Annotated in this window: 16 protein-coding genes and 1 tRNA gene; 7 read left to right on the top strand and 10 right to left on the bottom strand. The window is 53.3% G+C overall.

The window, feature by feature from the left end:
• Positions 1-10: 10 nt before the first annotated feature.
• Both AC1EKS_RS00155 and AC1EKS_RS00150 read right to left on the bottom strand, forming a co-directional pair.
• Entirely contained in the window at positions 11-379 is a 369-nt protein-coding gene (locus AC1EKS_RS00155; protein ID WP_481008250.1) for a hypothetical protein, read from the bottom strand.
• A gap of 287 nt (positions 380-666) precedes the next feature.
• Positions 667-3,903, bottom strand: coding sequence for an InlB B-repeat-containing protein (locus AC1EKS_RS00150; RefSeq protein ID WP_481008249.1), 3,237 nt, complete (start codon positions 3,901-3,903; stop codon positions 667-669).
• Positions 3,904-4,077: 174 nt separating this feature from the next.
• On the opposite strand from AC1EKS_RS00150, the gene AC1EKS_RS00145 reads away from it, so the two are divergent.
• A complete protein-coding gene (locus AC1EKS_RS00145; RefSeq protein ID WP_481008248.1) occupies positions 4,078-4,308 on the top strand; it encodes a PTS sugar transporter subunit IIB in 231 nt (76 codons plus the stop codon).
• 13 nt (positions 4,309-4,321) lie between these two features.
• Entirely contained in the window at positions 4,322-5,056 is a 735-nt protein-coding gene (locus AC1EKS_RS00140) for an HAD family hydrolase (RefSeq protein WP_481008247.1), read from the top strand.
• A 29-nt stretch (positions 5,057-5,085) separates the two neighbouring features.
• Here the strand turns inward: AC1EKS_RS00140 and malQ are convergent, their stop codons facing one another.
• The 3 genes from malQ to AC1EKS_RS00125 form a co-directional block, all read right to left on the bottom strand.
• Positions 5,086-7,263 (bottom strand): 4-alpha-glucanotransferase, encoded by a 2,178-nt coding sequence (gene malQ, locus AC1EKS_RS00135; protein ID WP_481008246.1) that lies wholly within the window; start codon positions 7,261-7,263, stop codon positions 5,086-5,088.
• Positions 7,264-7,310: 47 nt separating this feature from the next.
• Positions 7,311-8,993, bottom strand: coding sequence for an energy-dependent translational throttle protein EttA (gene ettA, locus AC1EKS_RS00130; protein WP_481008245.1), 1,683 nt, complete (start codon positions 8,991-8,993; stop codon positions 7,311-7,313).
• A 92-nt stretch (positions 8,994-9,085) separates the two neighbouring features.
• Complete coding sequence (locus AC1EKS_RS00125; protein WP_481008244.1) at positions 9,086-9,784, bottom strand: single-stranded DNA-binding protein; 699 nt, start codon at positions 9,782-9,784, stop codon at positions 9,086-9,088.
• A gap of 155 nt (positions 9,785-9,939) precedes the next feature.
• Here AC1EKS_RS00125 and AC1EKS_RS00120 point away from each other — a divergent pair.
• Positions 9,940-10,015: transfer RNA gene (locus AC1EKS_RS00120), tRNA-Arg, on the top strand.
• A gap of 105 nt (positions 10,016-10,120) precedes the next feature.
• On the opposite strand, the gene orn is transcribed toward AC1EKS_RS00120, so the two are convergent.
• Positions 10,121-10,747 carry an oligoribonuclease gene (orn, locus tag AC1EKS_RS00115; RefSeq protein ID WP_481008243.1) on the bottom strand — a complete coding sequence of 209 codons (627 nt, stop codon included), beginning with the start codon at positions 10,745-10,747 and terminating at the stop codon, positions 10,121-10,123.
• A gap of 105 nt (positions 10,748-10,852) precedes the next feature.
• Here orn and ilvA point away from each other — a divergent pair, with 105 nt between their 5' ends.
• On the top strand, positions 10,853-12,100 hold the full coding sequence (gene ilvA, locus AC1EKS_RS00110; RefSeq protein WP_481008242.1) for a threonine ammonia-lyase IlvA: 1,248 nt from the start codon (positions 10,853-10,855) through the stop codon (positions 12,098-12,100).
• Between the two features lie 114 nt (positions 12,101-12,214).
• Here the strand turns inward: ilvA and AC1EKS_RS00105 are convergent, their stop codons facing one another.
• Complete coding sequence (locus tag AC1EKS_RS00105; protein ID WP_481008241.1) at positions 12,215-15,325, bottom strand: UPF0182 family membrane protein; 3,111 nt, start codon at positions 15,323-15,325, stop codon at positions 12,215-12,217.
• A 140-nt stretch (positions 15,326-15,465) separates the two neighbouring features.
• On the opposite strand from AC1EKS_RS00105, the gene AC1EKS_RS00100 reads away from it, so the two are divergent.
• Complete coding sequence (locus tag AC1EKS_RS00100) at positions 15,466-16,053, top strand: PPA1309 family protein (protein WP_481008240.1); 588 nt, start codon at positions 15,466-15,468, stop codon at positions 16,051-16,053.
• On the opposite strand, the gene AC1EKS_RS00095 is transcribed toward AC1EKS_RS00100, so the two are convergent.
• Positions 16,043-17,134: a YlbL family protein gene (locus AC1EKS_RS00095; protein WP_481008239.1), complete on the bottom strand. Its 1,092-nt coding sequence runs from the start codon at positions 17,132-17,134 to the stop codon at positions 16,043-16,045. The two genes, AC1EKS_RS00100 and AC1EKS_RS00095, sit on opposite strands and share 11 nt — an antisense overlap.
• A 92-nt stretch (positions 17,135-17,226) precedes the next feature.
• Here AC1EKS_RS00095 and AC1EKS_RS00090 point away from each other — a divergent pair, with 92 nt between their 5' ends.
• Positions 17,227-18,888 (top strand): zinc-dependent metalloprotease, encoded by a 1,662-nt coding sequence (locus AC1EKS_RS00090; protein WP_481008238.1) that lies wholly within the window; start codon positions 17,227-17,229, stop codon positions 18,886-18,888.
• Between the two features lie 73 nt (positions 18,889-18,961).
• Entirely contained in the window at positions 18,962-19,903 is a 942-nt protein-coding gene (locus AC1EKS_RS00085) for a hypothetical protein (protein ID WP_481008237.1), read from the top strand.
• Here AC1EKS_RS00085 and AC1EKS_RS00080 read toward each other — a convergent pair.
• Positions 19,900-21,945 carry an ATP-dependent DNA helicase UvrD2 gene (locus AC1EKS_RS00080; RefSeq protein WP_481008236.1) on the bottom strand — a complete coding sequence of 682 codons (2,046 nt, stop codon included), beginning with the start codon at positions 21,943-21,945 and terminating at the stop codon, positions 19,900-19,902. The genes AC1EKS_RS00085 and AC1EKS_RS00080 overlap by 4 nt on opposite strands.
• A 10-nt stretch (positions 21,946-21,955) precedes the next feature.
• Positions 21,956-22,975, bottom strand: coding sequence for an NAD(+) diphosphatase (gene nudC / locus AC1EKS_RS00075; protein WP_481008235.1), 1,020 nt, complete (start codon positions 22,973-22,975; stop codon positions 21,956-21,958).
• Positions 22,976-23,010: the final 35 nt, after the last annotated feature.

Raw genomic sequence — 23,010 nt, 5'->3', positions numbered from 1 at the left:
GACCTAATTCCTAGGCCACTCCAACCTCTTTCGCGCTATAGGCGACGTGATCGTAGAAGAATTCGCAAACCTCCACGTAGTTCCACATCTTCTGGCATTCTGCACAGACTGCGAGATGCGGTACCAGATCCCCCTCGAAGAATCCCAGTTCTTCCAGGTCGATTTCTGCATCGATGCGATCTAGCTCGTGGTCTTCCCCGCAGTCGCACCACTGGATACCGGTGCGTTCCATCTCCCAAGGATCCCCCATCGGAGATTCTTCCGCCGGGACTTCTACCGGAGTAGGAGCCTGAGTGGGAGCCTCGGTAGGAAGCGGATTGCGCGAGGCCTCGAAGCGCGCGAGAACCTCAGTTACAGTGTTATTCGTATCAAGAGCCATGATGGCCTCCTAAAAATCGTAGTTCCCAACCCGGCATTCCCGAGAGGGCGAATCTTCCTTCGAGGGCACCGACTTACGATTGATCCGGTTGCCTGGAGACCTGTCGAAGGACATTACGCTTAAAGCGTGGCCATCCATCTGGATTCAAGAATCACTGTACATGATGAATATTTTTAAGTAAGTGTTTTTGAGAATTCCTAGAAATCTCAGGAAAAATCTAAAAGCCGCTCATAAGCGGTTTGCTTATGAGCGGCTTTTAGTTATTTAGTTATGGTGTTTCGCTGGGATTAGCGCTGAGCGCGCCGCCGGCGGCTAATCACGAACAGACTGCCGGCTGCCAGCATAATGATTGCGGAGTACAGGGAATACATCCCGTTAGCTCCGGTCCTTGACAGCTCCCCAGCTGCAGTCGGGTGCTGTTTCTGCGGTTTCGGCTGCGGTTTCACCTGGTCTCCAGGCTTTTGATTACCCGGAGTAGTCGAGGGAGGAACTGGCTTGTCCTTCCAGAGGGCTTTAACCGTCACGTCACCTTCAATGGTGATCTCGTCACCGGCCTTGTAGGGTTTCCCGTTAATTTCCCAGCCATTGAATTCCTTGCCGCTTGGCGGGGTAAAGCCGCTCGCAGGCAGCTTGAATTTGCTACCTTTCTTAACGGTCTCCTTGTCCATAGTGCCGGAGCCTTCCCCTGCGTCGAAGCTGACGTCAACCATGATGTCTTTCCAGATGGCTTTCACAACGGTGTCTTTGGTGAGAGTGATCTCGGTATCCGCTGCAACTTTTTTACCGTCAATTTCCCAGTAATCAAACTCTTGGTTCTCCGGGGCAGTGAACGTAGAAGCAAGCACCTTGTAGGTGTCCCCCTTGTATAGGGTCTTATCTTCTTTCATAGTTCCTTTGCCACCGTTTCCGTCGTAAGTAACGGTAACCGGGATCTTCTTCTTCCAGAGGGCTTTGATAACGGTATCCTTGTCAGGCTTGATTTCAGTGCCGGGTTCAACCCTCTGGCCATTAACTTCCCAAGTATCAAACTCTTGGGTGTCATCAGGAGCAGTGAAAGCGTTAGGCAACACCGTGTAGCTACTGCCCTTGTCTAGGGTCTTACCTTCCATAGTTCCTTTGCCACCGTTACCATCGTAACTGACCTTCACCTGGATTTTCTTCCAGAGGGCTTTCACTTCGGTGTCCTTGTCAACGGTGATCTCGGTGCCCGCAGGGACCTCTTTGCCGTCAACTTCCCAGGCTTTAAACTCTTGGGTATCATCCGGAGCAGTGAAGGTGCTTTCAAGCAGGGTATATTTACTGCCCTTCTTCATAGTCGCAGAATCCATACTGCCACTGCCACCATTAGCTTTATAGGAAACCGTCACCTCGATGTCCTGCCAAATGGCTTTTATAGTGGTGTTTTCCTTAACTCGGATTTTTTCTCCTGCTTTGTGTTCGGTTGTACCAATCTGCCAGGTCTTAAACTTTTCATTCTCTGGAGCCGTAAACGCATTGGGCAGAATCTCATACTCAGTGCCCTTATTTACGGTCTTACCTGTCATTTCGCCGGTGCCGCCGTTGCCAGCGTAGCTAACAATGGCAGTTTCGAGCGTCTGGGTTTTCTCATCCGAATCAAGCTTATCGGTGTCACCCTCAAGGCCACCATTATCCTTAGCGGTTGCCGTGATGGTTCCCCCGACTTTGACGTCTTCGACACTCAGCGTTATCACACCGGTGTTCTCATCAACACCCGGTCCGCTCCATTTATTAGTTTTCAAATCTCTTGTCGCAGTAACGGAATGTTTATTCCCTTTGTCATCATTGTAACTGACCGTATAGGATATCAAATCCGTATCATCACCGGGATCTTTATAAGCCGGTGGAGTAATGGTGACTTTGCCATCGTCGGTATTAACAGCAATCTTGGGAGAATCAGGTTTTAGATTCTTCACCAGATCTTTCGCCGGGAATTTAGTGACTTTGGCTCCATCTTTTACTTTATAGGTTCCATCGGGATTTTTTGCAAATTTCGGAATGGTGTAACTACTATCCCAACCCTCAATTTCCACATCATTAGGACTGATTATTGTAACGTTTCCGTCTTTATCAAACTCGATAAACGCAGGATCGTGTATATATCCCGTTCCGTCGGGGAGTTTAGACTTACCATTTACCGTATTGGCATCTCGAATAGCTTTATCGATGGCTTGTTTATCCGCATCCGTTAATTTGTGAGGATCTCTCACGGCAACTTTGTCGGGGGTTGTTATTACCGGCTCAGACTTCCCGCAAGAACGGAATTTATGTGGCTCTTTTACAACGATACCGAACTCTCTTCCGAGTTTTAAATCGTTAACCTTATCCGTGATTGGGAAAGTAACTGTTGTGCCGTTAACGGTTACTGCTTGAGACATCTCTTTTGAGTCAGATTTGTCCACTATACAGCTTCCATTTGGGGAAAAATTCCCGTCCTCTCCATCCCTAAATTCTTTGACAAATTGAAATTTCGTACCTGCGGCAACCGCGTTAGCAAATGTAACGATAATCTGTCCGTCTGTTACCTGGACTTTCTCTATTGTCGGAGCCTCAGAATGGTCCACTACCGTTCTGATTTTTAGGTCCGGAGCTTCAATTTTTCCGGAGGTTGATCCATCGGTATAGGTCACTTCATAGTAGGCGTGTTCCGTGCCATCGATAGAGAATTTAGTTTTTTTAGGGTCAAAGTCAATGTCATTTGCAATGTTCGGATTGGCGTTCTTCAGCATTTCAATAGCTTCTGCTTGCTCATCGTTATTTATCTGGTTGGAGTTCGTGTGTTCAATCCAAATTTCTCCTACTGGCATTTTGATTTTGTCTTTATAACCACTTGCCATTGATGGCTCAGCGTTTGCGGTCACCACATCAGAGGTAGTAACGCCATCAAAAGTTTGATAGGCCGTCACGGTGTCGCCTGCTGCTACAGTAACGCCTTCAGGTAGATTTACCGTCCAACTAGTTCCGCTTTTAGGGGTAACGTGAACAGTGGCTTTTACGTTACCATCCTTATCTTTTAGGGTCACATATACAGTCGACCTTACAGTCTTTCCGCCAACTCTTTTTCGTTGTACATTAGCGCCAGAAATAGTTGTGGCATCGTAAAAGACTTTGCCAATGGTCGGTGCCGGTATAGTACCCCGTGTAACCGCCCCGCCACCAATCTCCGCCCCTATCTCTAGGCCATCGTCCGCCTGGGTATTCGCTTTGGCAGGTGCCTGGTTTTCCGGTGCTGCACTGGTTATAAGCTTGGCAGGGGCTGCGGTGTCTACTGGCTGCACATTAGTGCTTGGTTGCTCCGCCGGCGTCCCCTCCTGCAAATCCTCGGCCTGCACCAAGGAAGGCGCTGAGAGCATAAAGCTCAAGGCACAGAAAAGGGCGACGATCAGCAGCCTCTTAAGAAAACTGGCAGACTGCTGAATCGCGCCACCAGTTTTCTCTGCTGACAAGGTGCCAGGTTGATTATTGAAGTTAAGCATAGAACCTTCCCGTAACTTGCGGTTACTCATGACTATTGCTTAACAATCGTATCATTTTCACTGCAAATCTCCTAGACAGGAAATTTTCGACCGCAGCAGCCAGCAACCCGTCTACCAGGTATTTCTCTGTGACCCTTGCAGATTGATGGTAATCTCACTACTGCACGACGAGTTCATAGAGGTTTTAGAGGCGGGGAGGGCACTATGGAAGATGCAGAGCAGCTGGTGGCCGGGCTGGGGGGAGCCGAAAATATCACCGAGATTGAACCGTGTATTACCCGCCTGCGAGTAGAGGTCGAGGATCCGCAAAAAGTTGACGAGGAAGTGCTCACCAGTTGTGGGGCTTTTGGAATCGTGAAAATCGGTCATACTATTCAGGTGGTAGTGGGACCGGTCGCCGATGAGCTAGCCGCAGACATGGAAAAACTGCGTTAAAATCACCGACAGTATGTATCCTCTCGAAAACGCCCCTAACGCCCCCCAAACTCCGACCTTATCCTCCCCCGCTGAGGAGCAGGCAAGCCCTACTCCTGGTAAAAGCACTTATCGTAAAGGATTACTGCTCGACCTGGATGGCACTCTAATTGACTCTGAACACACCCACCTGGCGGCCTATCGGCGCATGTTTGCGGCGAAAGGATGGCGGGTTGCAGAGGAAAAAATGGAGATTTTCAAAGGTCGCCCTGGCCCGGAAGTGTTCCAAAGCGAACCCGGCCCTTGGCGCGGTCTTGACCCGGAAGCTCTCGGCCTGGAGGCTCGCTCCTACGTTGATACCCGGCGCGACCCCCCACGGATATTTGCTGGCGCCCGCGACATCATGCAACTTGAGATGCCGAAATGTTTAGTTACTTCCGCCTGGAGGCAGTGGGCGCAGTTAGCTGCCCAGCTACTCAAAGCCCCGGCTAGCCTGAAAGTGATTAGCCAAGAAGATATTCGTACCGGAAAACCCGACCCGGAACCCTACCTGGTGGGAGCGAAAACCCTGAAGCTGCCCGCGTCCTCCTGCATCGTCATCGAAGACACTACCAGTGGAGTTATCTCTGCTCGCGAGGCCGGAGCCGGAAGAATCTATGCGGTTACCACCAGTCAAAGCCGTGAAGTACTGCAAAGCGCCGGAGCCGATCTAGTAACTGGTAGCCTAGAGGAGCTACTGCCCTACCTCGGCGGCGAAACCTCGTCCTAACAGCTGCTTGCGAGCGCGCAGACGCTACCCTAACTGGGGTGTACTGCTTTCTCTAGCATCTCCAAAAGCTGATTAGCGAACTGATCAGCGGTAACGTTCTCTAAGAACCTAGTTTTCCCCTCTTGGTCACGCAAAGGTACGCACCAGTTCGGGTATTCATACTCGGTACCGGGCTGATTTTCGGTTAGCTGTTCTTGCACTGCATCCGCCAGGGTCAAGACCACCAGCTGCGCGGGGGTAGCGGCGATATAACGGTAGAGGGCGCGAATCATCTCGCCCATATCGGTCTCATCTTCCGCCAGACCCGCATGCTCGACCAGGGCGCGGCGTACCGCCCCAAATACCCGCTCCTGATTGGCTTCAGCCTCTGCGCGCGAAGAATCCAAAAGATCCAAAGATTCGCGTACCCGCAAGTCTTCGCCGGTAAGATAGCCCGCCACTGGCGGCATATCATGGGTATTCACCGCCGCCAATTGCTCTCGCCGATAATCCGCGGGCGGTACCAAATGGTCCGGCGCATCGAACTCAAAGAACAGCACCCCGGTACCTAAAATCCCCCGATAGCGCAGATAGTCGCGCACCCAAGGCTCTACGGTACCCAAATCTTCGCCCACTACCACCAGATTATTTCGGTAAGCCTCAAGCAGCAGCACCCCCACCATTGCTTGATGGTTATAGCGCACGTAGGTGCCATCTTTCGGGAGCATGCCTTTGGGAATCCACCACAGCCGTAGCAGCCCCATAATATGGTCGATACGCAGCGCGCCCCCCATTTTGGCGGCAGCCTCTACCGTACGCCGTAAAGGTTCATAGGCTTGCTGTTCTAAGCGATCCGGGCGCCAAGGCGGCTGCGACCAGTTCTGCCCCAACTGGTTATACATATCGGCAGGCGCACCCACCGAGATGCCCTGCGCGTAAACTTCCGAATCGCTCCAGTGGTCAGCACCCAATTGGTGTACCCCTACCGCCAGATCGTGCATGACCCCAATCTTCATACCCGATTCCACGGCCACCTGGTGAGCCTGCCGCAGCTGCCGGTAGCAAAGCCATTGCAACCATTTGAAAAATTCGGCTCGCTTTCGTAGCTTCTCCCCGCATTTTTCAAACTGGACAGCATCTGGACTTTGCCACTTTTCGGGCAGCTCTAAACCATATTTTTCGGTCAAAGCACACCAGGTTGCAAACTGTTCCAAAGCCGGTCCTTGCTCTTCCAAGAACTGCTGATAATCTGCTTCTCGCTCATCTGAGCGCGGAACCTGATAAATAATTTCGAGGGCGCGCAGTTTCTGTTTCCAGACGGGATCGCGTTTGATTAAATCACCACTAAAGAAGTGGGCTCCGGCTCCGCAAACTCCCGGATGATCAGCCGGCATCGCTTCACTGAGGGAGCGTTGGGCTTTCCGCCGCAACTCCCCCAGCTTTTCCTGCTTCTTCTTCGGGAGTTCCTTAGCTTCAGCAATCGCATCGGGGCGAATATAAATCGGATTCCAAAAACGGCGAGAACAGGGAAGATAGGGAGAGTTCTCTAAGGGAGAAGAGACTTGCGAGGCATGCACTGGGTTAATCAGTAAGAAATCCGCCCCCTTGGAGGCCACCCACTTACAGATAGTTGCCAAATCCGCTGCGTCCCCGATCCCCCAAGAATCACGCGAGGGGTTGGCATAGAACTGGCTCATCACTCCCCAGGCACGCCCATCACGCAAATTCGGCATTCCCAGACGCGCGGGAGTAACCGCTACCGGACAGGTATAGGGACGTTCATCCCCTTCTACCTGGGCAGTTAACCGATGCCAGCCCAAAGGTTGCCCGGGAGGAATATTGAAAGTTGCTTCCCCGGTTAGCACCCCATTGATTTCCCGGGGAGCCACTAGGACATCAAGTTGGGGCAGATCCCAAGACCCGCCCTCCTCAAAATGCATGGTTACGGTTACCGCTTTGCCATGCGGAACGTGTACCCGCACCCAATAGTTGTCATCGTTGCGGGTAACGATACATTCGGGAAGAACCCGCCGCCAAGGCCGCTCCTCAACCATATTTAGCGAGGCCGCCACCTGCGCGGGCGTATCGGCGTCAATATCCATCGCCTTCAGGACCGCGCGCAGAGTTTCATCGGAAACCATGCGGTGAACTCCGGAATAATCCCAATAGTCAATGGCAACCCCACAGGCATTTGCCAGTTCTTGCAGCTGATCTCGGCTATCGCTCATTTGCTATCCCTGTTCTTGTAGGTCTTATAGCGGCAGGTTCCCATCCGCTAGGCGCGGCGCAAACGGCGGTGAGTTACCCGATGCGGACGCGCCGCCTCCGCCCCCAAGCGGTCAACTTTATTCTTTTCATAGGACTCAAAGTTACCCTCAAACCAGTACCAGTTCGCCGGATTTTCTTCGGTTCCTTCCCACGCCAAGATATGGGTGGCTACCCGGTCGAGGAACCAGCGGTCGTGCGTGATTACCACCGCACAACCTGGGAACTCTAGTAGCGCATTTTCTAGGCTAGCTAAAGTTTCCACATCCAGGTCGTTAGTGGGCTCATCCAGCAGCAGCAGGTTTCCGCCCTGCTTTAAGGTAAGCGCCAGATTCAAACGGTTACGCTCCCCACCAGAAAGCACCCCGGCAGGTTTTTGCTGATCCGGGCCTTTAAAACCGAAGGAGGCCACATAGGCGCGAGAAGGAATAGTCACTCCCCCCACGTCCAAGAAGTCCAGACCATCCGAAACTACTTCCCACAAGGTCTTATCGGGATCAATGCCGGCACGGTTCTGATCCACATAACTGACTTTCACGGTCTCCCCAATATCGAGAGTGCCCGAATCGAGTTCCTCTAACCCCACAATTGTCTTGAACAAAGTGGTTTTCCCGACCCCGTTGGGGCCGATAATCCCCACAATTCCGTTCGGCGGCAGGTTGAAGGATAAATCCTTGATAAGCTCGCGATCCCCAAAGCCTTTACAGAGTTTATCGGCACGCAAAACCACGGTTCCTAGGCGGGGGCCGGGCGGAATCTGGATTTCTTCAAAGTCCAGTTTCTTAGTGCGTTTCGCCTCTGCCTGCATTTCTTCGTAGCGCTGCAAACGTGCCTTCGATTTCGCTTGGCGCCCTTTGGCCGAAGAACGCACCCACTGCAATTCCTCTTTTAAGCGCTTAGCCAGTTTCGCGTCCTTGCGTCCCTGAATTTCTAGGCGTTCGCGTTTCTTTTCCAGATAGGTCGAATAGTTGCCCTCGTAAGGATAGAGACGCCCGCGATCAACTTCCGCAATCCATTCCGCCACGTGATCCAGGAAGTAACGGTCGTGGGTAATAGCGATAACTGCCCCCTTATAGGAGTGCAGATGCTTTTCTAGCCACAGGATGGATTCCGCATCCAGATGGTTAGTAGGCTCATCCAGTAACAGCAGGTCAGGTGCTTTTAGTAGCAGCTGGCAGAGGGCAACCCGGCGGCGCTCCCCCCCAGACAGCACCGAAACCGGAGTTTCCGGGGGCGGGCAACGCAGGGCATCCATTGCCTGCTCCAGTTGGGAATCCACATCCCAGCCATCGGCGGCATCAATCTCTGCCTGCAGAGTCCCCATTTCCTCCATGAGGGCATCGAAGTCGGCATCCGGATCCGCCATTTGCGCAGAGATCTCGTTGAAGCGGTCGAGTTTGGCCTTTAGGGGGCCGACTCCTTGCTCCACGTTTTCTTTAACCGTGAGATCATCGTCCAACTCGGGCTCTTGCATCAAAATCCCAACGGTATAGCCGGGGGTAAGCCGCGCCTCTCCGTTGGAGGGCTCATCTAGACCCGCCATAATTTTCAGGATCGAGGATTTACCGGCTCCGTTAGGGCCGACCATTCCGATTTTGGCTCCCGGAAGGAAAGCCATAGTTACATCGTCCAAAATGACCTTGTCACCTAGAGCTTTACGGGTGCGGATCATTTGGTAAATGAATTCTGCCACTGCTGCCACTTTCTGCCAGATGGGTATTGTTCTAATACCCAGAATAGTGGAGTTAAAAACGCAAAGCGAACCCCCGCGCGACTAGGTGGCGACTAGGCAGCCTCTCCGGCGAAAGTAGTCTCTAAAATATACTCCCCCTGAGGGTCGAGGGCGCTTTCTGCGGCGCCTTCTTCCGAGGACGCAGACGGATTGTTCCCGGAGACAGTTTTTGCCCCATCAGCGGTGCCTTCAAGGCTCTCATCAGCTCTGATTTTCCCGGTTTCCGAATCGACCGCTGCCGCAGCTGCCTCGCCCTCGGCAGCTTGTTTCCCTGCTGGCTCTGTTCCCGAGGAAGTCTCAAACTCGCCCTCGGGATCGGCCAGCGACCCGGTACCCTCTTTACCCGGGGCAGCAAAATTTCCCCGTTTAGGGAGCGCTCCTACCATCCGCACAAAGTTAGACTCCCCCATGGTTAGGTCATGTCCTAAAGAAGAGGCGGTTAGCTCTAGTCCGTAGTGCGTAACGTTATCGTTGTCCTGCCATTTAGAACGGATTAAGCGCCCGCTTGCAATAATCGGGTCCCCCACCCGAATGGAGCGAGAAACATAGTGCGCACCCCACCCCCAGACTTTTACCCTGACCGCGAGCGACTCTCCCTGATGCCAGTTTCCCTGGCTATCACGAGAGTACGGGGTGTGCATCACCCGGAAAGTGCTTAACGCTTTTTCCGGTTTTGTGGGGTCGGGGCGGTGAAAAGTGGGTGCGGTTGCTACCCAGCCGGTAAAGGTAACCTCAATATTTGCTTTGCTCATGATTCCTCCTAGTGTTGGTTACCTCACCATGGTGCAAAGCAGGAGCGAGATTTTCTAGAAAAAATCTGCATCACCAGGAAAAAGGAGGATTATTTACCCCTGGGGACAAGGAATTAGCACGCGAGAGATTTCCAGCTAAACTTAAGGAACAAGCAGCCCCCGTAGCTCAAAGGATAGAGCAAGGGCCTTCTAATCCCGAGGTTGCAGGTTCGATTCCTGTCGGGGGCGCCAAACTGCCGGTAAACCCGGTTTATCCGCGCAGATATAAGCGGACCAATTTCCGATCCCTAAACTTTTAAGCACGGGGCAGCTGAAATTTTCAGCCTTCGATATCGGCTAGGCACCTAGCCCTTGCGCCAATACCTCTTTCGCAGCCGCCTCACATTCCTCACTGCTTGGCCCCTCCCCGGCAGGCCAAAGTGCCTTGCGGTAGTAACGCAGCTCCTGAATAGATTCGCGAATATCGGCGAGAGCGCGGTGGCCTCCGTGCTTTTCGGGGGCGTGATAAAAGGCGCGCGGATACCAACGTTTCGCTAGCTCTTTTACTGAAGAAACATCCACTAAGCGGTAATGCAAATGCGAGATTACCTGTGGCATTTCCTTTTCCAGGAACTGTTTATCGGTACCGACCGAGTTCCCGGCCAGCAGCGCCTGTCCCTTTCCAGGCACAAAACGCTTAATATATTCCAAAACCTGTTTTTCGGCCTCCTCCAGCTCGAGCGCCGCCGGAGTTTCCAGTTCCGCCAGCAAACCGGACTTGGTGTGCATCTCGCGCACAAAATCGCCCATATTTTCCAAGGCGCCCGCTCTAGGTTTAATCAGCAGGTCGATCCCCTCGTCCACGATATTGGTTTGTCCGTCAGTGATAATCACTGCCACCTCTACCAGGCAATCCTGCTCTAAATCCAGGCCGGTCATTTCGCAATCGATCCACACTAAAGGATCTTTCAGGTTATTAGTCATACCTTTAGCCTAGTCCATCGGCTTTCGATGCCAGATAGCGAAAGGGCGACGCATCCCTTAGAAAAATCCCGATAGGTTATTAACTATCGATTTTTTGGAGGAGCAATGAGCACAGTTACCGCGAAGGATATAGAGGTGGCTGCCGGGGTATTAGCCAAGGTAGCTACCAAAACTCCGCTGCAAAAAAGTGAGCGTTTGAGCGCAGAAGTAGGCCGTCCGGTTTATCTCAAACGTGAAGATCTGCAGATTTGCCGCTCGTTTAAAGTGCGGGGCGCCTATGTGCGGATGGCAGCCATGGATGAGGATGAACGCGCTGCCGGGGTAGTGTGCGCATCGGCGGGTAACCATGCCCAAGGAGTTGCCTATGCCTGCGCGCATCTAGGAATACAAGGCACGATTTTCTTGCCAGCCTCCACTCCCCGGCAAAAGCGCAAACGGATCGCCACTATCGGCGGCAAATGGGTAGAACCGGTGATTGTAGGCGGGGATTTCGATGAAGCTAATCGGGTGGCCGCGGCGGCGGCTAAGGATGGGGGGAAAGTATATGTGCACCCCTACGATGACCCCTATACGATTGCTGGTCAAGGCAGTATTGCGGTGGATTTAGATTCCCAGCTGCCAGATGACACCGATATGATTTTGATTCCGGTGGGAGGCGGCGGTTTGATTGCCGGGATGGCGACTTGGCTCAAAGCCCATCGCCCCGGTATCCGGATTGTAGGGGTGGAATCTGAAGGCGCAGCCTCGATGAAAGCGGCGGTTCAGGCCGGGAATCCGGTTTCCTTAGAACACGTAGATTCTTTCGTAGATGGTACCGCCGTAGGCAGAGCCGGAGATTTAACCTACCAGATTGTGCGGGATTTGGTCGATGACCTGGTGGTGGTGCCTGAGGGCGCGGTTTGTACCGAAATGCTCGACCTTTACCATTCCGAAGGGGTGATTGCAGAGCCGGCCGGAGCGCTGGCCTCTGCGGCGGCGCGTAACTTCTTACCGCAAATTCCCAACGGCTCAGTGGTCTGCCTGGTCTCTGGCGGCAATAATGATCTCTCGCGCTACGCGGAGGTGACCGAGCGTTCGGGGCGTTACGAAGGTTTGCGCCACTACTTCCTGGTTACTTTCAATCAGGAGCCGGGGGCTTTGCGCGCATTTCTAAATGACGTGCTCAGTGAAGGCGAAGACATTATTTACTTCCAGTACACCAAGAAGAATAACCGTGACACCGGGCCAGCGCTGGTGGGGATTGAGCTGCCGGATCCCACCGATATCAAAGGGCTGCGGCGGCGGATGGCGGCCTCTCCCCTGCAAGTGCAAGAGATTGATCCTTCCTCCCAGATCTTCAAGATCCTGGTTTAGGGATAAGTAAAGCGCTAAGTAAATCCCGCTTTAGGCATAGGTTTAGGGGGCTAGGCTGCCAGCTTTACCTGGCTACCTAGCCCCCTAACTATTACGCTTTCGCGCTACTGGCAGTTATTTGGCTGCCTTAGCTCCCTCGTCCTGAGCAGATACCGCCCGCGAAATGGCATCATTTAGGGACTTTTGGGCCTGGCCGTACTTCGTCCAGTCGCCCGCCTTCATAGCGCTATCTGAATCCGCCATCGCTTTCTTGGCGTCTTGTAAAGCGGTGTTCAGTTTCTCTTGCGCACTGGGGGCTTTAGCGGCAGGTTCTCCCGCTTTACCTTTAGCAGCCGGGGCTTTCTTATTGCCATCATTCGAGGCAGTAACCGCCCCGGAATCTCCGCCAAAGACCTGATCTAGGGCTTCTTTCAGGGTAGGCGCGAACCCGACCTTATCGCCGAAGCCAACCAATACGCTTCTAAGCTGCGGATATTGGGTGGTACCCGTGGATTGTACATATACCGGCTGCACATAGAGCAGGCCGCCACCGACCGGCAAAGTCAGCAGGTTACCGCGAATAACCCGGGATCCTTGCTGGTCCTGCAGGTTAAGCTCGCGGTTAACTTCTGGATCAGAGTTGAAAGTGTTTTGCACCTGTCCCGGGCCGGGCACGGTGGTGTCCGAAGGCAAAGCCAAAAGTCGCATCTTGCCGTAGCCTTTGCGAACTTTACCTTTCTGGTTACCGGTTTCAGAGTCAACCGCTAGGAAGCCGGCCATAGCCGCCCTTCGGCCCTCACCGCCAGGAATAAATACTGAGGTCAAGGAGAACTCGGCACTGCCTTGATCAGTGTTTTTTCCGGTAGGCATCTTCATCGTCAGGTAGTAGGGCGGCTGCAATTTGCCAGATCCCTCTAGGTCACGAGAAGTAGCCGTGGGGTCTTCAGAGAGTTTCCACTGGTCACCACCGGTGTAGAACTCTGAGGGGTTGGTGACGTGGTAGTTCGCCAATAGCGCGCGCTGGGCCTTGAAATAATCCTCGGGATAGCGCAAGTGGCTCATCAAATCCCCGCTGATCTCAGACATGGGCTTTATCTGGCCGGGATAAATCTTTTGCCAAGCCTTCAAAATCGGATCCCCTTTATCCCACTGGTACAGCTGCACCGAGCCATCGTAGGCATCCACCACAGCCTTAACCGAGTTACGCATATAGTTCACGTTGTTTTGCACCGCGAACTGAGCTGTTTTAGCAGTCGCAGTATCTGCGGTGGCATCGGTGAGGTTAATATGCTGGGAATAGGGATAAGAATCGGTGGTGGTGTAGGCATCAACGATCCACACCAGCCGTTTCTTCGCACCCTTCTTGGCATCCATATCCACGATTGCGGGATAGGCACGCGAATCCAGGGTTAAATAGGGGGCAACTTTCGCTACCCGCAGCGCCGGATCGCGGTCATAAAGGATTTGAGATTTGCTGTTGATCTGGTCAGAGAAGAACAGATCGGTGGAACGGAACTTCAAGGCAAAAAGTACCTTATTGAAGAAGTTTCCGACCTGGGGACCGCCGTCACCATCGAAAGTGGTGTATACCTGCTGGTTATTCTTGGCATCCTGGTAATCCAGCTCTTTCGGATCAGACCCCTTAGGCGCCCCCACGATGGAATACTCTGGCGAAGCCTGCGAGAAATAGATTCGTTTCTCGTAATCTCCGATCTCCCCATATTCCTTAGCCGAGAGGGAAGATTCCCAATAGGAAGGCAACCCCTCGGAAGTTACCTGGTTACCGTAGGCGGCCACCACCCCGAAACCGTGAGTGTAAACCGTATGGTCATTTACCCAGTTACGCTGAGAATTAGCCAAACCGTTCAAGTTAATATCGCGTACCGCGATTACGGTGTCGCGTTTTTCCGTCCCTCCCTGTTTATCTGGGAAGTTATAGCGGTCAACCGCGAACTGATCCGGGAAGGAATAGTAAGGACGTGACTGTTTCATCTGCCGTACCGCCGGGGAAATAACCTCGGGATCAAGTAGACGAATCTGCTGAGTCGAGTCCGCGTCCTTACGCAACTGGTTGGCGCTGGTTTCATTAGTGACCTGGTCGTAGGAAATCAGATCCAGATCCTTCATCCCGAAAGCATCTAAAGTTGCCTTGATGTTGCGGTCAATATATTGACTCTCCAGTTCCCGCTCGTTAGGGCGTACCCGGAACTGTTGAATAATAAACGGGTACCCGGCGCCAATCACCAAGGCAGACACCACAGTAACCGCAATGCCTGCTGCTGGCAGATACCAACCGCCTCTAAAGGCAGCAAAAACGAACAACGCCGCCACAATCAGGGCAATAACCGCCAAAATCGTACGTGCCGGAATAATCGCGTGCACATCGGTATACATGGCGCCATCAGTCGGCGAATTTTGCCCATAAACCATGGTCCAGCGGTCAATAACATAAGTTATGCCGACCATAACCGAAGAGATCGCCAGTAACACTCCCATATGGATACGGGCGCCACGAGTAGCTCTGGCTTTGGGCATTACTGTCATTGCCCCCAATAGGTAGTAGGCAACCAAGCAGGCCACCAAAGAAATTCCTAGCAAGGTGAGCAAGAAAGTTACCGCCATATCGATTAGGGGCAGGCGGAACACAAAGAAAGAAATATCGAAACCGAATTGGGGGTCTTTCTTTCCGAAAGATCCGCCCGTAATCGCTACCAGTACCTGACGCCAACTGGCAGCCATCCCGGTTGCCAAAAACAGAGCAATCAGGGCGGGAATCCCCAGGAAGATTGCCCGCGGATGCCGGGTGATAGTGGAACGGTAAGACCTTATAGAGGAGGCTATGGTCCCCATCTCCGGGCGGTTCCGATAGGCAATCTGCAAGTTGAGTGCCACAACTGCCCAGGCAATCAAGAAGGATGCCAGGAACATTCCCCCCGCAGCAATCCACTGGGTAAGTAGCACCCGCAAATATCCGGTCTGGCGATACCAGAGAATCTCGGTCCACACCGTTGAGGCCACCAAAAGTAGCACTACCAGTGCCACGATTACGCCAATAGCGATACCTAGCGGCCCGGGTTTCTTAAACTTTATTTTCGGTAACGGCAGATTTGCGCCGCCGCTCGCTCCCCTAGAGCTACCGCGGCCATTCCCGCCGCCTCTTCCAGCTCCGAATCCACCGGGAAAGCCGGGAAAGCCACCGCCTTTGCCGCCGCCAAAGCCTAGATTTCCAAATAAATCGTTACTCACGAGCCCCTCCGGGTACTGCTCAATATTTTCCTTAACGCATTCTTTCACGTTTGCGGTTTTTACTCACCCCCACAAGCAAACTAGCCGCGCCCCTAAAAGCGAACTAGCCGCGCCCCTAGAGAAAATGGCAACATAACACCATGGATACTTCACCAGATCTATCTAAGGCACAGCTATCACTGCGCCTAGCGATTTCCTCTTTAGAAAAAGACGTGGCTCAGCTGGGGTGGGATCACTCCCCTAGTCTCTTCGCTCTGGTTTATACCCAGTCAATTTTTCCCCAGCTAGAGGCAGAGATGGATCCCGACCAGGCTAAGCAGTTACAAGCGGCACTGCTTGAAAATCCCCTCCACCTGACTGCCGTCCTCCAAGACCACCTGCCTCCGGCAGATTTAATGGAAACCCTGGGGCATCTAGTTTTCGGCGAGGACGTAGCCGGAGTCGCGGTGGCGATGGAACGTTTCCTGGTTTCACCCCAAGCCGAAGCCGCGGCGCCTGCGGATCCGCGGGAGCGCGAAAAGTTCTTTCTTTCTCACCCTTCCCGCCAAGACGTAAGGATCGTAGCCGCGGCTACCCGTGATGGCAACACTTGGTGCGCAAGCCGCGCCCGCAGCGAAGATAGCGACGATATGGTAGCGCAAGGAGAAAATATCGTGCCCGAGCTGCTGGAAGTATTAAAAGCCATGCTAGTTAGCGATGAGGAACTAGCCCAGCTAGCTAGCGAGTAGGACAACGCGGCAAATTCTTAAGATTATTAGCCGCGATCTGCGCGCTGACTTGCCGTGCCTGATGTAGATCTTGCACCGGAACCGCGCGGATTCCCTCCATCGGTTCCACCTGCGGGCAATTAGCTCGCGGCAATAAGAACCAATGAGCGCCATCTTTTTTGGCACCTGCCATTTTCTGGGGTATCCCCGAAATCGCCAGCACCTGTCCCCCGTAAGAAATAGCGCCAGTTCCTGAGATCTCTTTGCCGCCGGTCAAAGACTGCGCAGTCATCCGATCAATGATGCCGAGCGCAAACATGGTTCCCGCCGACGGTCCTCCCACTTCTTGGAGGGCGATTTTAATATCCACCGGCAATTTGGCCTGGGGATCTAAATAAATTCCCAACTGCGAACCGGTGCGCCCATCACTAGGTTTACGGGTTTTTCCACTCACAGACAGGGTTTTTTCTGCCCGCTGAACACTGAAGGCGAGGGAAGTTCCCGGGGCCACACCCTCTAAAATATCGAAAAGCGCATTCGCCCCGCTTAGCTCCCGAGTCTTTCCCCGGACAGTAACCGTTCGCAAAATATCATTTTCTTTAAGCTTTCCCGCAAAATCGGAGTCCTCAGCCACCCCGGTAACTTTAAACTCCGCCGGAACTTGGTAACCCAATTCGCTAAGTGCCGCCACTTTGGCACTAAGCTGAGAATCTTGCATTTGTGCCTGCGAGACCTGCTCCACTTGCTTGGCAGTCGCGCCAGCGGGATACACCGAAGATTCGGGTAATACTTCACTATCTGATCGTATTTTCGCCAGCAAAACTTCCGCATAGGTAACGTGGGTTCCCGGGCCGCCTCGCATGGAAACCGTTACCATTCGCAGCTGCCCTTTGGTGGGATAAGTTTTCGCCCCCACGACTTTAATAATCTCGCCCTGGCCTGACTGAGACCCGAGAACGTTGAAAGTTGGGCCGGGAGACTCAATTACGAAGGGAGCGCGGATAGCGAAACCCAGTATCAGGAAACCTATTACCGACAGTGTCATCATGGCTTTCCCAATCCGCCCCTGCCGACGAGACTTTTCAGAGCGCTTAGCTGTCACGCCTCCTCCTTCGTAAAAATGCAAAATCGGCTTTGCCCAAGGCGAAACTAGCTCACTTGCCTAGTCCCTGGCTTCCAATACCGATACCCTTAATGACAGTAGTCTATTTTTTGGGGGGTGTGCAGCTCTTGGAGGATCAAAACGGCGGTGAGCAGCGACCGGAATGGTTTGAGATACTCAAGGAAATAATCGGGGAAGAGGGTGCTGAAGACGCCTTCCAGCAGCTGAGGGCAAATGGAATCGACCCCGAGGAGCTAGCCAGTGGGGCAATGCCTTTCCCATTCCCCGGCGGTTCTCGCTCCGGAGCCAGCCATATAAAACAGTTCTTCACTCCCCGAGAAAGCGCCGTAAACTGGGAGGCAGCCACCGAAGTTGCCGCCTCTCGCCTGCCCAACTGTCCCCCTACTAGCGCTGCTCAGGCTCAAACTATTCGCGAGCAACTCTCGGTGGCAGATTTGTGGCTGGACACGGCAACCACTTTGACCCCAATCGCTAGTGAACGGATAGCTTGGACGCCCCGGGAATGGATTCAGGCGACTTTGCCTGCCTGGCAACGCTTGACGGAACCGGTGATTGCCAATGTGGTGCGAGCATTTACCGAGGCCATCGGGGAACAGTTTGAGCGGCAAGGAATCGACCCGGAAGAGATGAAAGCCTCGGCAGCGATTCCGGGGGTGGGACAGATTCTGGGCCCCATGGATCCCGATTCCTTACTAAAGAATCTTGCGGCCGGGTTATTTGCAGTCCAGATCGGGCAAGCCATGGGACAGATAGCCCAGGCTGCTTTTGGTTCCACCGATATTGGCATCCCCTTGGCGAAAGAAAAAATAATGGGATTGGTGCCAGTAAATATCGCTCACTTCGCCCAAGATTTAGAGATCACTGAGGCGGAAGTGGGCCAATATATTGCGGTCCGGGAAGCCGCCCATGCGCGTCTTTTCCATTCCGTACCTTGGCTGCGTCATAAGTTATCGCAGCTGATCGCCCGGTATGCACAAGAAATTCGTATCGATCCGGAAGCTATAGACCGGTCCGTGCGCGATCTGCAAGACCGTTTGCAAGAACAATTTGGGGACCAGGAAGGTTTAATCGGCCTGCCTTTAGGGAAAGTCGATCCCGCCAATTTGGAGCTGGGGTTACCGGTGGATATTTTTGCCAGCGAGGAAACCGCTACCCAACGGCAAGCGATGGAAGATCTGCAAACCGTACTGGCGCTGATTGAAGGTTGGGTGGACGAGGTTTCCACCCGCGCATGTATGCCCAACCTGGCACATGTAATCCAGTTGCGCGAGTTGATGCGCCGGCGGCGGGCAACTACTTCCCCGATTGAAAAAGTCTTAAAACCGCTGATCGGCATGGAGCTTAGTCCGAAGTATTCTCGGCAAGCAGCTTCATTATGGTCGCTGCTATTGGATGAGCGCGGCATGCAGAAACGGGATCAGCTCTGGTCACATCCAGATATGATTCCGACGCTACAGGATTTAACCGACCCGGAGAACTTTATTGCTCGCAGCGGGAAAGAACCAGAAAAAGACCAGGTAGATAAGGACCTAGATTCTCTGCTTTCCGGTACTTTAGGCTGGGCGCAAGGGCTAACCCCCGAGGTGGATTCCCAGGGAGATCAATTAGTGGGAAACAATCTCACGGCAGAAGCTGACGAGAAGCCACCCTCCGCGGATCAAAGCGGGGAAGATTCGGACTTGGGGAATGACTCACCTGAAAACGATTCCCCACATTCAGATACAGGTAAATAAAGCTTCAAATTTAGGCATCCACAGTTTTAAGGTCCCTCTAGTGTCAGTGCTTTTCCTAAGGGATGGTTAAAGCATGAGATTAATAAACGGATCGGTAATGCTTCTTCGTTCCGGGGGGAAGGCCCAATTTGGTACCGGGGGACGCAACGGCTTCCTAGTCAAGGGACTCACTCCGGTTCATACCGCTATTCTCAAGTGGCTTTTTGAAAAACAAAACTGGTATAACTCCCATTTGGAACGCAGATTTCCCGAAAATAAAAAGGAAATTAAAGAAATTCTCCAGATACTTGCTGATGGAGGTCTAGCGGCCAAGCAACAGGTGCCGGACGGGGATCGTGCTTGCGCCTTTCACCTCTACGGATCGGATTCCGCAGTTAAAACTCGCCAGCAGGCATTAGTCGGCATCAGCGGTCTGGGCCCTTTGGGAATCACCTTAACCCGCAAACTAGTATCCTGCGGGATTAAAACCTTGATATTGCGGGACCAAGGAAAAGTAAAAACTCGCGATCTATGCGTTTACAAAGACACCTACTTGGGGGCCGTCCGACAAGACGTAGCTCCTTTGGTATTGGGAGTAAACAAGCAGCTCCCCAACCAACCGGTTAGTATCGAGATTGCGATTAGCTCGTACTTAACTAATCCTGCCTGGGCAAAGGCCTGTATTAAGAAAGGACTGCCACACCTGCCCCTGATTAAGCGGGAAACCGAGATTGAAGTCGGGCCCCTGTTTATTCCCGGACGCACCTGTTGCCTACACTGTCAACATCTATCCAAATGTGAAGCCGATCCGGAGTGGCCGCAGCTAGCTGCCCAATTGGCCTGCGCTGATCCGGTAATGGCGGATACTTCCCTGGCCGAATATGCCAGCGCTTTTGCAGTCCGAGAAATCTTAAACTATTTGTCTGGTCTACCAATCTCCCTCACGGGCGCATCTTGGATTTTTAATCCCGCCGATCCCCTGCCTCAAGTCAGGCAATGGCAGCCCCACCCCCAGTGCGGATGTGTGAAGGTTTAATCGTTCAAGGCTTGTAGATTTTCTTGCGCGACCTGCGTGGGATCTGCGCCTCGCAATATTTTTAATACCGCCGCCCCAAACTTTTCTAACTTAACCGGACCAATTCCTCTCAGTAGCGACAGTTGCTTCAGGGTCTGGGGGGCCGCAGTAGCGATATCGCGTAAGGTGGTATCGGAAAGCACGGTATATGCTGGTTTCCCTTGCCCCTGGGATACTTCTCGTCGCCATAGGCGCAAATGCTCAAAAAGCTCTTGTTCTTCCTGGCTGGCTTCGTTTAAGAACCGTTTAGTGTCTTGGCGGGCGCTGGGGGTGCGCACGGTTTTTACCGCCGACTCCTCCCGCGGCCAGAGCGGAGAGAAAAAGCGGGAACAGGAACGAGTGGCCTTACGGTCCAGGGAACGTTTCTTAGCGTAACTGAGGAATAACTCATCGCGGGCCCTGGTTACCGCTACATAGGCCAAGCGGCGTTCTTCCGTCAGTTCCTTTGGTGATTTTGCTTGGGTAATCGGTAGCAACCCCTCGCTAACTCCCACTAGAAACACTATTTTCCATTCCAAACCTTTGGCGGAATGAAAAGAAGCCAAGGTGACGCCACCGCCAGAAGGATCAAGCTGTGCCTGAGCGAGTTCTTGCCATTCTTGCACTAAGGACGCCAGTGATAATCCGGCCACCTGCTTAAGCTGCGCCTGGGCCACCAAGGTGTTGAGGGCCTCCCAACGATCAAGGATTGCCCCTTGAGTAGAGGGAGCTTTGGGAGACCATCCGAGAGGGCGGGCTAGTTCCGCTACGATTTCTCCGATGTCTCCTTTAGCCCCGCGCCCGGCGATTATACTGGCCTGTTTTAGCAGGGCAGACACTTCGGGACGTTTGAAGAAGCCTTCTGCCCCGCGCACACAATATTTCACTTCTAGATGCGCTAAAGCCGCCTCAAACATGCTCGACTGCGCGTTAGTGCGGAATAAAACCGCAATTTCGCCAGCGGGAGTACCCGCGTCGATTTTTTCCTTAATCATTTTTGCGATGGCGCTGGCCTCCGCCTCATCATCTGGGTAGCGAGTAAAATGAACCGCGCTACCGGACTCGCGCATCGACGTGAGCTTAACCGCCTGTTTCTTGGTTTCCTTATCCCGGTTAACCAGGCCATTTGCCAAAGAAACTATCTGCGGGGTGGAGCGATAATCTCGAGAGAGAGTAATGGTATTTGCCCCGGGATATTCCTGGGCAAAGTTCACTAAATATTCCGGGCTGGCTCCGGCGAAAGAATAAATGGTTTGCGCCGCATCCCCGACCACGCAAAGATCGCGGTTCCTCTCTCCGAGCCACAGATCTAGGAGGTGTTTTTGCAGCGGAGAAATGTCTTGATATTCATCAACTACGAAGAAGCGATATTGGGAACGAATCTGCTGGGCAATATCGGGACGTTCCTCGATCATTCCACAGGTCAAAGCAAGTACGTCTTCGAAATCAATAACGGCTCGTTCTCTTTTGGCCTCGAGGTATCCGCGCAGAATATCAGCCATATCGTAGGTGGAGATACCCGCTGGGGGCAGCACCCCTCCACTTTTTGCCCACTTTCCATAGTTGTCGGGGGAAACCATGCTCACTGCCGCCGTTTCAATAGCAGCGCAGTAGTCGCGCACTGCCACCCGATCTTTGGGCAACCCCAAACGGGAAGCTACCGCGCCGACTAGCGAAGACTTGTTTTCTATTAGTTTGGGGAGCTGTCCGCCGATGGCGGTGGGCCAAAAATACCTCAGCTGTCGCAAAGCTGCAGAGTGAAAAGTGCGTGCTTGTACCCCCTCAACCCCCAGTAACCGCAAACGTGCCCCCATTTCGGCGGCAGCCCGCACGGTGAAAGTCACCGCTAAAACTGAGTAGGGGTGGTAGACCCCGGTGCGAACCCCATAGGCAATGCGGTAGGTGATCGCCCGGGTTTTACCGGTACCTGCACCCGCCCGAATACACACTGGCCCCCGCAAAGCCCGGGCAGCCTTCGCTTGATCGGGGTCTAAATGTTTTAAAAGTTCTTCTGCTTGCTCCACGTCAATCAGCTTAAAGGTTGTTAGCTTCCGGGCGAATAATCGGGTAACCCAACCAGTTTGCAATCAAGTTTGATGCGATTGTGGACGGCCCCGGAGGACTAATTTCTCGACTTGCCACTAGCTCAGCAAACTCTGCGCGGGTTACCCATAAGGCCCGGTCGATCTCGGTTTCATCCAAAATAAAATAGGGGGTGCGCGCGCGGGCAGAAAATCCCAACATCAGCGAGCGGGGGTAGGGCCAAGGCTGGGAGGTAAGATAGCGGACTTCATCGACCTCGAGACCGACTTCTTCTCCGACTTCGCGGTGAACCGCCCCCTCTAGAGATTCCCCGGTTTCTACATAGCCGGCAATCACCGAATAAAAATCACTCTTCCAGGCGGTGTTATGTGCCAAAAGTAGCCGGTCTGCCTCGTCCCGGATAGCCACGATAACCGAGGGGTCTTGCCGGGGATAAACAATATTGCTACACCGCGGACAGTGCAGCTCCCAGCCGGCAGCAGCGATTTCTAGCCTAGTGCCGCAGCGCGAACAATAGTTGGTGTCGCCGTGCCACACCGCCAAGCAAGCGGCATGGGTGGCAATTGCCGCGTCCTCACCGTTTAAAAATGCTCCCACCTGTCGCAAAGGAATCAACCCCAGGGAGTTTTCGCTATGCTCAGCTATCCCCGCCAGTTCGTCGTCAGTAATAAATAGGGCGACGCGGCAGGAGGCACCGACTCTGCCCAAATACCAGGCTTTACCTGCTTGGTAGCGCTCGTCCCAGGACTGGATTTGCCCCAAAAATTGCCGCTGCGCGCTAGAGAGCCGGTAAAGACTGCCCGTACCCAAAGGAGCAACTACGTGAGAGCGGGAAGCCGCCATTTCCGGGCCCACCCTGACTCCGGGAGTTAGTGGCAACAGCACCCGCCGCCGATCGGCAACCGCAAAAACCTCCGTAGCTCCCTCTCGTAGCAGGCTAGGTACATGCACGAACTGGCGAGCGCCAGTATCCAGATCGATGCGGCAGCGCGAAAGAGCAGGACTATCCATAATCTCTAACCTATCCGTTTTAAGCGCAAGCGGCA

Source organism: Varibaculum sp. C0165D1 (genome assembly GCF_056590355.1).
Note: the sequence above shows the minus strand (reverse complement) of the source record. Positions and strands in the feature narration are given on the sequence as shown.

Bases quoted from the DNA above. Each gene is read 5' to 3' on its own strand.
- AC1EKS_RS00155 (WP_481008250.1), bottom strand. From the start codon at position 379: ATGGCTCTTGATACGAATAACACTGTAACTGAGGTTCTCGCGCGCTTC.
- AC1EKS_RS00150 (WP_481008249.1), bottom strand. From the start codon at position 3,903: ATGAGTAACCGCAAGTTACGGGAAGGTTCTATGCTTAACTTCAATAAT.
- AC1EKS_RS00145 (WP_481008248.1), top strand. From the start codon at position 4,078: ATGGAAGATGCAGAGCAGCTGGTGGCCGGGCTGGGGGGAGCCGAAAAT.
- AC1EKS_RS00140 (WP_481008247.1), top strand. From the start codon at position 4,322: ATGTATCCTCTCGAAAACGCCCCTAACGCCCCCCAAACTCCGACCTTA.
- malQ (WP_481008246.1), bottom strand. From the start codon at position 7,263: ATGAGCGATAGCCGAGATCAGCTGCAAGAACTGGCAAATGCCTGTGGG.
- AC1EKS_RS00125 (WP_481008244.1), bottom strand. From the start codon at position 9,784: ATGAGCAAAGCAAATATTGAGGTTACCTTTACCGGCTGGGTAGCAACC.
- orn (WP_481008243.1), bottom strand. From the start codon at position 10,747: ATGACTAATAACCTGAAAGATCCTTTAGTGTGGATCGATTGCGAAATG.
- ilvA (WP_481008242.1), top strand. From the start codon at position 10,853: ATGAGCACAGTTACCGCGAAGGATATAGAGGTGGCTGCCGGGGTATTA.
- AC1EKS_RS00100 (WP_481008240.1), top strand. From the start codon at position 15,466: ATGGATACTTCACCAGATCTATCTAAGGCACAGCTATCACTGCGCCTA.
- AC1EKS_RS00090 (WP_481008238.1), top strand. From the start codon at position 17,227: ATGACAGTAGTCTATTTTTTGGGGGGTGTGCAGCTCTTGGAGGATCAA.
- AC1EKS_RS00085 (WP_481008237.1), top strand. From the start codon at position 18,962: ATGAGATTAATAAACGGATCGGTAATGCTTCTTCGTTCCGGGGGGAAG.
- nudC (WP_481008235.1), bottom strand. From the start codon at position 22,975: ATGGATAGTCCTGCTCTTTCGCGCTGCCGCATCGATCTGGATACTGGC.